Genomic DNA, 10,673 nt, shown 5'->3' on the forward strand with positions numbered 1-10,673 from the left:
GGTGAAACGCACGCTCGTGGCCGTCGCGGCCACGCTCACCCTGCTCGTGTTACCCGCCCCGGCGCAGGCCCAGCCGCCCGCGCCGGTCCGGGGGGCCGACGTCTCCAGCCTCGCCAAGTCCGAGGCGTACGGCGGCGTCTACCGCGACGCGTACGGCCGGCGCGGCGACGCGCTGCGCATCATGCGCGACGCCGGGGTGAACCACATCAGGCTGAAGGTCTGGGTGAACCCCGCCGACGGTTACAACGACAAGGCCCACGTCGTGGCGGTCGCCAGGAGGGCCAAGGCGCTCGGCATGAAGCTGCTGGTCGACTTCCACTACTCCGACTCGTGGGCCGACCCCGGCAAGCAGAACAAGCCCGCCGCCTGGGCCGCGCTCCCCTACGACCAGCTCAAGCAGGCCGTCTACGACCACACCTTCGACGTGCTCGACACCCTGCGGCGGCAGGGGGCGACGGCCGACCTCGTCCAGATCGGCAACGAGCTCAACGGCGGCCTGCTCTGGCCCGACGGCCAGTGGGACGCCTGGCCCGGCATGGCCGGCCTGCTCAACGCCGGGTACGACGCCGTCAAGGCCGTCTCCCGGCACACCAAGGTCGTCATCCACCTCGCCAACGGCGGAGACAACGGCCTCTACCGCTGGTGGTTCGACAACGCCGCCACCCACGGCATCCGCTACGACGTGATCGGGTTGTCCTACTACCCGTACTGGCACGGCACCCTGGCGGCCTTCCAGGCCAACCTCAACGACGTCGCCGCCCGCTACGGCAAGCCCGTGGTCGTCGCCGAGACCGGCTACCCGTTCACCACCGCCGACAAGGACGGCTGGGCGAACCTGGTCTACGCGGCCGAGCCCTACCCCGGCTACCCGGCGACCCCGCAGGGCCAGGCCGCCTTCGTGGCGAAGATGTACGAGATCGTCAGGGCCGTGCCGAACGGCCTGGGGCTGGGCCTGTTCTACTGGGAGGCGACCTGGACCGGCGTGCCCGGCAACGGCTGGGACCCGGCCGACCCGAGCTCCGGCAACGCCTGGGAGAACCAGGCCCTGTTCGACTACAGCGACCGCGCCCTCACGGGCCTGCGCACGCTGGGCGCCGGCCGCTGAGAGGTCCGCAGGCAGAGCGCGGTGAACCACGCTGAGATGACGACGACCCCGGCGGTGAACAGGAGCAGGCTCCAGCCCGCTCCGCCCGCCGAGGCCATCGTGGCGAAGCCCGCGAAGAAGAAGACCCCGCTGAGGGCCGAGCCGGCCGCCCATCCGGTCAGGCCCTCGGCGCGGAACCTCCTGGCCACGACGAGGGCCGCGACGGTGACGGCGGTGAAGCCGACGGCGCCGCAGGCGAAGTGCATGAGGCCCGGGAAGCTGACCGCGCCGCCCACCGGGTCGACGGTGAAGATCCCGGCGCCGACGAGGCTCAGACCGTACAGGGAGAAGAGCACTCTGAGGAGCCCGGTGAACGCGAGGGCCCCGGCGACGACGGCCAGGCCGGACAACCCGAGGTTGGCGATGTGGATCCAGCCGTAGGGGCCCAGCGACAGGGCGCTCCACGGTTCACGAAGGGGGTCGAAGCCGTCGCGGAAGGCGATTTCGAGCAGGGAGACGACGACGTAGAAGGGGCCGGCGAGCGCGCCGAGGCGCGGCGAGATTCGGTTCATGCCCTCCCCTCGAACGGGGACGGCGTTTTTCGACGGGCGCGCGGGAGATTTCTCAGACGTCCATGCCGAACGTCGCCGACCGGCCCGACCGCTGACCGGTGGCGGTGAACTCGTGGTGCCCGTCGGGGAGGGTCAGGTGGTAGTGGAAGCCCCGGAACCGAGCCCCGCCCAGTTCGTCCATCTCCGTCTGCGCGGCCTCCCGGCCTCCCGTCGTCACGACGACGACCTCGCCCGGCTCGAAGCCGCCGAACATCAGGTCGACCGCACGCAGCTCCGAGTTGCCCCAGATCGACACGGTGGGCGGCTTGGCCGGATCGAACGTCGGGGCGACCGTCGGCACCGGGGGCGGCGGAGACGTCGACTCGCCGGGCGCGACGACCGTTCGGAGCGGGCGCGCGACCTCCTCCGTCGGGACCGTAACCTCCTCCGCTGGGACCGCGACCTCCTGCGTGGGGACCGCGGCTTCCCGCATCGGGCCGACGGCGTAGATCGGGGCGGCCTCTTCCGGGGAGCCGCCAGAGGACCCGGACGTCAGGACCACTCCCACCACGACGACGGTCGTCGCCGCGACGGCGACGGCGGCCGCGGCGACCACTTTGGCCGATTCCATGAATAGATCCCCGCCGTTTCCCCATTGAAGGCCGAAATTAATTCGGGCTTTCCCGGGAGAAATGCTAATCGTTCAATGGTCGCGAAAGTGAAACGGTTTCCGTGCGATTCACAAATGGGCCAGGGCCGTCGCCATCAAATCGGCGACCACGTCGGCGTCGATCGTGTGCCCGGTCAAATGGCTGATGCTCTCCTGATAGAGCAGCACGGCCGCGAACGTCGCCGCCGCCGCCTCCAGCCGGGCCGCGTCGCCGCGCCCGCCCGGCAGCGCGAGCTCCAGCGCGAACCGCGCCCGCCGGATGATCTCGGAGTTGAGCCCGTGGATGCGGTCTTTCACCGACCGGTGCGTGTCGGCCTCGCGGAACAGGATGCGCCGCATCGACGGCGACGCCGTCAGCGGCAGCCGCCGGGCCAGCTTCGACAGGGCCCGCGCGGCGTCGCCGGGCGCGGGCTCGGGGTCCTCCTCCGTCACGAGGGTGCGTTCGTCGACCAGCGACACCAGCACGTCGATCTTGCGGGGGAAGTAGTGGAAGACGAGCCCCTTGGGCACCCCGGCGACCGCGGCGATCCGCGCGGTGGGGGTGGCGTCGTAGCCGCCGCCCGCGAACAGTTCCTCGGCGGCGTCGAGGATCCGGCTGCGCGCGTCCGATGGGCTGTCCACGCGCCGACCATAACCGCTGTCCACACCGCCCCGACATGCCGGAAAAGGAACACCCGCCTTCCAACCGGGCGGAACGGCGAGAAGCCCCCGGGGGCGGGTCCCGGGGGCTTCTCTCCTGGAGGTGTTTCTGGGTGGCGCTTCTAGTGGGTCGACGCCTTCTCGGCGCCGACGCCGGTGAGGGAGCGGACCTCCATCTCCGCGTACTTCGCGTCGTTGTACTCCTTGCTCATCCGCGTGGCGATGTAGCCGCACAGGAAGCCGATCGGGATCGAGAACAGGCCCGGGTTCTCCATCGGGAACCAGTGGAAGTCCATGTCCTTGATCAGCGAGGTCGGACGGCCCGACACGACCGGCGAGAAGATCACCAGGACCAGGGCGGAGACGAGACCGCCGTAGATCGAGGCCACCGCGCCGGCGGTGTTGAACCTCTTCCAGAACAGGCTGTAGAGGATCGCCGGCAGGTTGCCCGAGGCCGCGATGGCGAAGGCCAGGGCGACCAGGAACGCCACGTTCTGCGCCTGGGCGAGGATGCCCAGGCCGATCGCGACCGCGCCGATGACGAAGGCCGAGACGCGGGCGACCAGGATCTCCTGCTTCTCGGTGACGTTGCCGCGCTTGAAGACGTGCGCGTAGAGGTCGTGGGCGAAGCTGGAGGAGCTGGCCAGGGTGAGACCGGCGACGACCGCGAGGATCGTGGCGAAGGCGACGGCGGCGATGACGGCCAGCAGGATCGTGCCGCCGATGTCGCCGAAGATGGCCTCGCCGATCGCCAGCGCGAGTTGCGGCGCCGCCGTGTTGCCGGCGGCGTTCTCGGTGCGGATCGCCTCGCTGCCGACCATGGCCGCGGCGCCGAAGCCCAGGACCAGGGTGAGCAGGTAGAAGGTGCCGATGATGCCGATGCCCCACAGGACCGACTTGCGGGCGTCCTTGGCGGTGGGCACGGTGTAGAAGCGGATCAGGATGTGCGGCAGGCCGGCGGTACCGAGCACCAGGGCAAGGCCCAAGCTGATCAGGTCGAACTTGCCCCAGATGCCCTGGGCGTCGGTACCGTAACGCAGGCCGGGCTCGGTGAAGGCCTTGCCCTTGCCGCTCTGCGCGGCCGCCTCGCCGATCAGGCCCGACAGGTTGAAGCCGTACTTGCCGAGGACCAGCAGGGTGACCAGGGTCGCGCCGCCCATCAGCAGCACGGCCTTGACGATCTGGACCCAGGTGGTGCCCTTCATGCCGCCGACGACGACGTACACGATCATCAGGATGCCGACGCCGACGATGGTGAGCGCCTTGCCCGAGTCGGAGGTGATGCCGAGCAGCAGGCCGACCAGGGCGCCCGCGCCGACCATCTGGGCGAGCAGGTAGAAGATCGAGACGACGATCGTCGAGACGCCGGCCGCGGTGCGGACCGGGCGCGGGCTCATCCGGAAGGCGAGCACGTCGGCCATCGTGTACTTGCCGGAGTTCCGCATCAGCTCGGCGACCAGCAGCAGCGCGACCAGCCACGCCACCAGGAAGCCGATGGAGTAGAGGAAGCCGTCGTAGCCGTAGAGGGCGATCAGGCCGGCGATGCCGAGGAACGAGGCGGCCGACATGTAGTCGCCGCCGATGGCCAGGCCGTTCTGCGCCGCGCTGAAGGCGCGGCCGCCCGCGTAGTAGTCGGCGGCGGTCTTGTTCTGCCGGCTGGCCCAGAAGGTGATCGCCAGGGTCCCGACCACGAAGAGCAGGAACAGGACGGTGGCGAGTGTCGTGTGGCTCATTTATTTGTCCGCCTTCTCGATCTCACCGCGGAGCTCGTCGGCCAGGGGGTCGAGCTTGGCCGCCGAATGCCTTGCGTAGGCCCACGAGATGTAGAAGGTGGACACGAACTGGAGCAGTCCGAAGATCAACGCGACGTTGATGTTGCCCAGCACCTTGATGGCCATGAAGTCGCGCGCGAACGCCGACAACACGACGTACAGGAGGTACCAGACCAAGAAGGCGACCGTCATCGGGAACGCCCACGAGCGGTATCGGCGGCGCAGTTCCTGGAACCGGTCCGTCGCTCTTATCTGCTCATATACCGACGAGTCATGTTGCTCCGTCGTCACGAGACCTCCCACGCTGTGATCTGGATCACCCACAAGGTAGGAGTGGACGCTACCCCGGGAGGAGATACGGAGACCGGTCCTTCGCCGAGCAGACGGGCAAAGGCGCTCAGTGTTGTACGGCTTGCGCCGAATGGTCCGCTATCCACGACGAACGGCACCCTTTTCGGCCGACCTCAACCGTCCGTTATGACGACCGTGGACGCCAATCGCCCCGGTCCACGTCAAGTGTCTCGGGTGTGTGGAGACGTACCATCGTGCGCGCCACGTTGGGCGGCGTCCTGCCGGGGGTGAGCAGCGACACGACGACCATGACGGAGAACGAGATCGGCACCGTCCAGGCGGCCGGCTGGGCCAGCAGCGCCCCGGCCCAGCCGCCGTGGGGCCCGCCGACGACGGTGATCAGCCCGGCCACCGCGGCCAGCCCTCCCCCGGCCAGCAGCCCGGCGACCGCGCCCGAGGTGGTGAGCCGCCGCCACCAGATGCCGAGCACCAGCAGCGGGCAGAACGACGAGGCGGCGACGGCGAACGCGAGCCCGACCACGTCGGCGACCGGCAGCGCCCGCGCGACGACGGCCAGCCCGAACGGCACCGCGACCCCGATCACCGTGGCGACCCGGAACGACCGCACGCCGTCGGTGAAGCGCAGGATGTCCTGCCCGAGCACGCCCGCCACCGAGACCGCCAGCCCCGACGACGTCGACAGGAACGCCGCGAACGCCCCGCCGGTGACCAGCGCGGTGAGCAGTTCCCCGGCGACCCCGCCGACGAGGTGCCCCGGCAGGGCCAGCACGACCGAGTCGGGCCCGTCGAGCGAGAGCGAGTAGACCCGGCCGAGGTAGCCGTAGATCGACGGCAGCAGGTAGAAGGCCCCCAGCAGCGACAGCACGACCAGGGTGGTGCGCCGGGCGGCCCGCCCGTCGGGGTTGGTGTAGAACCGCACGAGCACGTGCGGCAGCCCCATGGTGCCCAGGAACGTGGCCAGGATCAGCGAGTAGGTCGCGTAGACGGGATGTTCGCGCCCGTGCAGCGGCAGCGCCCACGGGTCGCCGGCGGGCAGGCCGGGCGCGCCGTCGGCCCGCCAGGCGAGCAGCATGAACACCAGCGGCACGGCCAGCGCGGTCAGCTTGAGCCAGTACTGGAACGCCTGCACGAACGTGATCGACTTCATCCCGCCCGACAACACGTTGACCGCGACGACCCCGGCGACCAGCACCCCGCCCGCCCAGGCGGGCGCCCCGGTGATCGCCCGGAACACCATGCCGGCGCTCTGGAACTGCGGCATCAGGTAGAGCCACCCGATGAGCACGACGAGCACGCTCGACACCCGCCGCACGGCCATCGACTCCAGCCGCGCCTCGGCGAAGTCGGGCAGCGTGTACGCCCCCGACCGCCGCAGCGGCGCCGACACCAGCACCAGCAGCACGAGGTAGCCGCCGGTCCAGCCGACGGGCAGCCACAACATGTCGGCGCCGTAGGTGAGGATGAGCCCGGCGATGCCCAGGAACGAGGCCGCCGACAGGTACTCCCCGCCGATGGCCGAGGCGTTCCAGAGCGGCGTGACGGTCCGCGAGGCGACGTAGAAGTCGGAGGTGGTGCGCGACACCCGCACCCCGAACGCCCCGATGAGGACCGCCGCGAGCACCACGAGCACGATCGCGACGAGCGAGCTCAATCGCCCTCCACCAGCTCGGCGAACCGCCGTTCGTTGCGTTCGGCCGCCCGGACGTACAACCAGGCCCCGACGACGAACGCGGGGTAGATGAGCCCGGCGAGCACCAGCCACGGCAGCGGCAGCCCGAGCACCACCACCTCCCGCATCGACGGGACCAGCATGAACAGTAAGGGCAGCCCGCCGATCACGCAGGCCAGCAGCGTGCAGACGAACAGCGCCAGGCGGAGCTGGGTGCGGATGAGCGAGCGCATGTAGACCTCGCCGAGCCGCGTCTGCTCGTCGATCTCCCGCGTGACGGGGTAGCGCGGGCGGCGGGCGGCGCTGGTGCGGGGGCTCGTCACCGTCTCGCGGCGCGGCTTGCTCACGTCGGGGTCGTCTCCGGCGCGCGGCTGACGGGCCGGCGCGCGGCGGCGGCGCGGGGCGGGCGGCGGGTCACTGCTCCGGCTTGGCACGGCGGGCCCGGCGCACCAGCAGGTCGCGCAGTTCGCGGGTGTGGCGGCGGCTGACCGGGATCTCGGTGTCGCCGATGCGGACCACGCAGCGGCCCGAGTCGATGTGCAGCTCGTCGATGTGCTTGACCGCGACGAGATGGCTGCGGTGCACCCGCAGGAAGCCGGCCGAGGCCCAGCGTTCCTCCAGGGCGGCGAGCGGGATGCGGACCAGGTGGCTGCCGGTGGCGGTGTGCAGGCGGGCGTAGTCCCCGCGCGCCTCGACGTAGCGCACCTCGGTCGAGGCGACGAAGCGGGTGACGCCGCCGAGCTCGACCGGGATGGTGTCGCTGGTCTCGGGCTCGGTGTAGGCCTCGCTCCCGGCGCAGACCCGGCGGATCGCCTCGGCCAGGCGGTCGGGGCGGACCGGCTTGAGCAGGTAGTCCTCGGCCTTCAGCTCGAAGGCGTCGACGGCGTGGTCTTCGTAGGCGGTGACGAAGACGACCTTCGGCGGGCGGGAGAACTGGGTCAGCAACCGGCCGAGCACCACCCCGTCGAGCCCGCGCATGCGGATGTCGAGGAAGACGGCGTCGATGGGGCGGCCGTCGGCCATGGCCCGGTCGAGCAGCTTCAGCGCGGCGGCGCCGTCGCGGGCGGTCTGCACCTCGCCGATGCGGGGATCGGCGCGCAAGAGGTAGGCCAGGTCTTCGAGCGCGGGCTGTTCGTCGTCCACAGCCAGCACCCGCAACCCGCTCACGTCCCCAACCCCTTCTCTCAATGAGTCCCTAGAGCGTGATAAATCGGCATTTGGAAGTCAACGCTCGTTCGGAATCGTTAACTACGTTCCGTTACGGCTTCGCCCACCACGGCCCCGACCAGCGCCTCCGGCCCGCGCCGCATCCGGCGCCGACCGGCCGCGCCCGGATCGCCCCGCCACGGCCTCACCGGACCGTCACCCCGGGCCGGTACTTGGGCATCCGCATGCTGACCTTGGTCCCGGCACCCTGGCCGGTCTCGACGACGAGCCCGAACTCGTCGCCGTAGACCTGGCGCAGCCGCTCGTCGACGTTGGCGAGCCCGACCCCGGTCGCCCGCTCCTCCCCCGCGAGCACCCGCCGCAGGTGCTCGGGGTCCATGCCGAGGCCGTCGTCCTCGACGGTGATCGAGCACTCCGACCCGGCGTCCTCGGCGACGATCGAGATCCGGCCGACGCCGGGTTTGCTCTCCAGGCCGTGCCTGACCGCGTTCTCCACGAGCGGCTGGATGCACAGGAACGGCACCGCCACCGCCAGCACCTCGGGCGCGATCCGCAACGTCACCTGGAGCTGGTCGCCGAACCGGGCCCGCTCCAGCGTCAGGTAGCGGTCTATCGAGCGCAGCTCCTCCGCCAGGGTGGTGTAGTCGCCGTGCCGCCGGAACGAGTAGCGGGTGAAGTCGGCGAAGTCGATCAGGAGCTCCCGGGCCCGCTCGGGGTCGGTCCGCACGAACGAGGCGATCGTCGTGAGGGAGTTGTAGATGAAGTGGGGCGAGATCTGCGCCCGCAGGGCCCGGACCTCCGCCTCCATGAGCAGGGTGCGCGACCGGTCGAGCTCGGCGAGTTCGAGCTGCGAGTCGACCCAGCGGGCGACCTCCTGCACGGCCCGCACCAGCCCGGCCGAGGTGTGGTCGCCGTAGGCGGCCAGCGAGCCGACCACCCGGTCGTCGGTGGTGAGCGGCACGACGACCGCGTGCCTGATCGGGCATTCGGGCTGCGTGCAGGAGAGCTGGAGGACCTGGATGCGGCCGTCCTTGAGGGTGCTGGCCGCGTGGTCGAAGGCCTCGCGGGCGTGGTGGTCGCCGGTCCCGTCGTAGACGAGCAGCTCCTCGGCGTTGGTGATGGCTATCGCCGGTGAGCCGAGGAGCTGCCGCAGGTGACGTGAGGCCTTCAGGACGCCCGCCTGGGTGAGCCCGGCGCGCAGCGGGGGCGCGGCGAGGCTGGCGGTGTGCAGGGTCTCGAACGTGGCCCGTTCGGCCGGGCCGCTGCCGAGCTCGCGGCGTCCGCTCAGCACGCGCCACAACACGACCGCCGGGACACCGACCAGGGCTGCGACCACCAGGACGGCGACCAGGGGCTCCACGTCGCGGAGCCTACCGGACCGGTTCGGGAAGCTTGTCCTCCGAGACGGTTTCGTGCTCCTCGTCCAGCAGCGTGGTCTCGTCGAACGGGTCGCGGCCCGACAGCACCTCCTGGGCGCGCTCCCGGTCGAACTCCCCGGTCCAGCTGCCGATGAGCACGGTCGCCACCGCGTTGCCGGCGAAGTTGGTCAGCGCGCGGGCCTCGGACATGAAGCGGTCGATGCCGACGATGAGGCCGACGCCGTCGACGAGCTCGGGCCGGTGCGACTGGAGGCCGGAGGCGAGGGTGGCCAGGCCCGCGCCGGTGACCCCGGCCGCGCCCTTGGACGCGATCATCATGAAGACCAGCAGCGAGACCTGCTCGCCGAACGACAGCGGGGCCCCGGTCGCGCTGGCCACGAAGAGGGTGGCCATCGTGAGGTAGATCGCGGTCCCGTCGAGGTTGAACGAGTAGCCGGTCGGCACGGTGATGCCGACGACCGGACGGCTCACGCCGAGGTGCTCCATCTTGGCGATCAGCCGCGGCAGCGCCGACTCCGACGACGAGGTCGACAGGATCAGCAGGAACTCGCGCCGCAGGTAGGAGAACAGCGCCAGGATGTTGACGCGGGCGACCAGGTGCAGCATCGGGCCGAGGACGACGAACACGAACAGCAGGCAGGTCGCGTAGAAGCTGAGCATGATGACGCCGAGGCTGGTCAGGGCGTCGATCCCGGTCGCGCCGACCACGGCCGCCATCGCGCCGAACGCGCCGACCGGCGCGGCCCACATGATCATGGCGAGGATGCGGAAGACGAGCCGCTGGATGTGCTCGACGCCGGCCAGGATCGGCGTGGCCCGCGACCCCATCGCCTGGAGGGCGAACCCGGCGAGCAGCGCGACCAGCAGCGTCTGGAGCACCGAGCCCTCGGTGAACGCCGAGACGAGCGTGGCCGGGATGATGCCGAGCAGGAACGCCGTGGTGTCGCTCTCGCCGCCCTTGGCGGCCTCGGCCGCGGCGGCCTCCCGCGCGGAGTCGGTAAGCTGCAGCCCCTGACCGGGGTCGACCAGGTTCCCCACGACCAGGCCGATCGCGAGCGCCACGGTCGACATGACCAGGAAGTAACCGAGGGCGAGCCCGCCGACCCGGCCGACCTTGGCGGCCTTGGCCACCGAACCGATGCCGAGCACGATCGTGCAGAAGATGATCGGGCTGATCATCATCTTGATCAGCGCCACGAAGGCGGTGCCCAGCGGCTTCAGCGCGACCCCGAGGTCGGGGGCGAGGAAGCCGACGGCGACACCGGCGACGGCCGCGACGATGACGGCGAGGTAGAGGTAGCGCGTCTTGTCGCGTCTCACCTGGGGTTCGGACATCAGGTTCTCACTCTCCCTGGGGGGTGTCGGTGGGGCGACTATCCGCCTGGGGAGTGACCTGGGTCACTATTGCGTACATTTCGTTCACCGGACCG

At 70.7% G+C, this 10,673-nt stretch carries 11 protein-coding genes; 1 reads left to right on the top strand and 10 read right to left on the bottom strand.

The features are described 5' to 3' along the window. Window position 1: 1 nt before the first annotated feature. A complete protein-coding gene (locus tag AW274_RS02780) occupies window positions 2-1,105 on the top strand; it encodes a glycoside hydrolase family 53 protein (protein WP_062429005.1) in 1,104 nt (367 codons plus the stop codon). On the opposite strand, the gene AW274_RS02785 is transcribed toward AW274_RS02780, so the two are convergent. The 10 genes from AW274_RS02785 to AW274_RS02830 form a co-directional block, all read right to left on the bottom strand. Next, window positions 1,054-1,656 carry a DUF998 domain-containing protein gene (locus AW274_RS02785; protein ID WP_062429007.1) on the bottom strand — a complete coding sequence of 201 codons (603 nt, stop codon included), beginning with the start codon at window positions 1,654-1,656 and terminating at the stop codon, window positions 1,054-1,056. The genes AW274_RS02780 and AW274_RS02785 overlap by 52 nt on opposite strands. A 52-nt stretch (window positions 1,657-1,708) precedes the next feature. Further along, complete coding sequence (locus tag AW274_RS02790) at window positions 1,709-2,266, bottom strand: hypothetical protein (RefSeq protein ID WP_062429008.1); 558 nt, start codon at window positions 2,264-2,266, stop codon at window positions 1,709-1,711. A 108-nt stretch (window positions 2,267-2,374) separates the two neighbouring features. Next, a complete protein-coding gene (locus AW274_RS02795; protein WP_232319949.1) occupies window positions 2,375-2,926 on the bottom strand; it encodes a TetR/AcrR family transcriptional regulator in 552 nt (183 codons plus the stop codon). A 140-nt stretch (window positions 2,927-3,066) separates the two neighbouring features. Next, window positions 3,067-4,677 (bottom strand): monocarboxylic acid transporter, encoded by a 1,611-nt coding sequence (locus tag AW274_RS02800; RefSeq protein WP_062429012.1) that lies wholly within the window; start codon window positions 4,675-4,677, stop codon window positions 3,067-3,069. Further along, the gene (locus AW274_RS02805; RefSeq protein WP_062429014.1) at window positions 4,678-5,007 is read right to left on the bottom strand and encodes a DUF485 domain-containing protein; all 330 of its coding nucleotides are present in this window, start codon (window positions 5,005-5,007) and stop codon (window positions 4,678-4,680) included. A 184-nt stretch (window positions 5,008-5,191) separates the two neighbouring features. Continuing rightward, window positions 5,192-6,679: a sodium/solute symporter gene (locus AW274_RS02810; RefSeq protein WP_062429016.1), complete on the bottom strand. Its 1,488-nt coding sequence runs from the start codon at window positions 6,677-6,679 to the stop codon at window positions 5,192-5,194. Then, window positions 6,676-7,044 (bottom strand): hypothetical protein, encoded by a 369-nt coding sequence (locus AW274_RS02815; RefSeq protein WP_062429018.1) that lies wholly within the window; start codon window positions 7,042-7,044, stop codon window positions 6,676-6,678. The genes AW274_RS02810 and AW274_RS02815 overlap by 4 nt, the downstream gene beginning before the upstream one ends. A gap of 67 nt (window positions 7,045-7,111) precedes the next feature. Beyond that, window positions 7,112-7,864: a LytR/AlgR family response regulator transcription factor gene (locus tag AW274_RS02820; RefSeq protein ID WP_062333492.1), complete on the bottom strand. Its 753-nt coding sequence runs from the start codon at window positions 7,862-7,864 to the stop codon at window positions 7,112-7,114. 184 nt (window positions 7,865-8,048) lie between these two features. After that, entirely contained in the window at window positions 8,049-9,224 is a 1,176-nt protein-coding gene (locus AW274_RS02825) for a sensor histidine kinase (protein ID WP_062429020.1), read from the bottom strand. Between the two features lie 10 nt (window positions 9,225-9,234). Continuing rightward, window positions 9,235-10,578, bottom strand: coding sequence for a cation:dicarboxylate symporter family transporter (locus AW274_RS02830; RefSeq protein ID WP_062429022.1), 1,344 nt, complete (start codon window positions 10,576-10,578; stop codon window positions 9,235-9,237). Window positions 10,579-10,673: the final 95 nt, after the last annotated feature.

Source organism: Herbidospora daliensis, from assembly GCF_001570585.1.
Classification (GTDB): domain Bacteria; phylum Actinomycetota; class Actinomycetes; order Streptosporangiales; family Streptosporangiaceae; genus Herbidospora; species Herbidospora daliensis.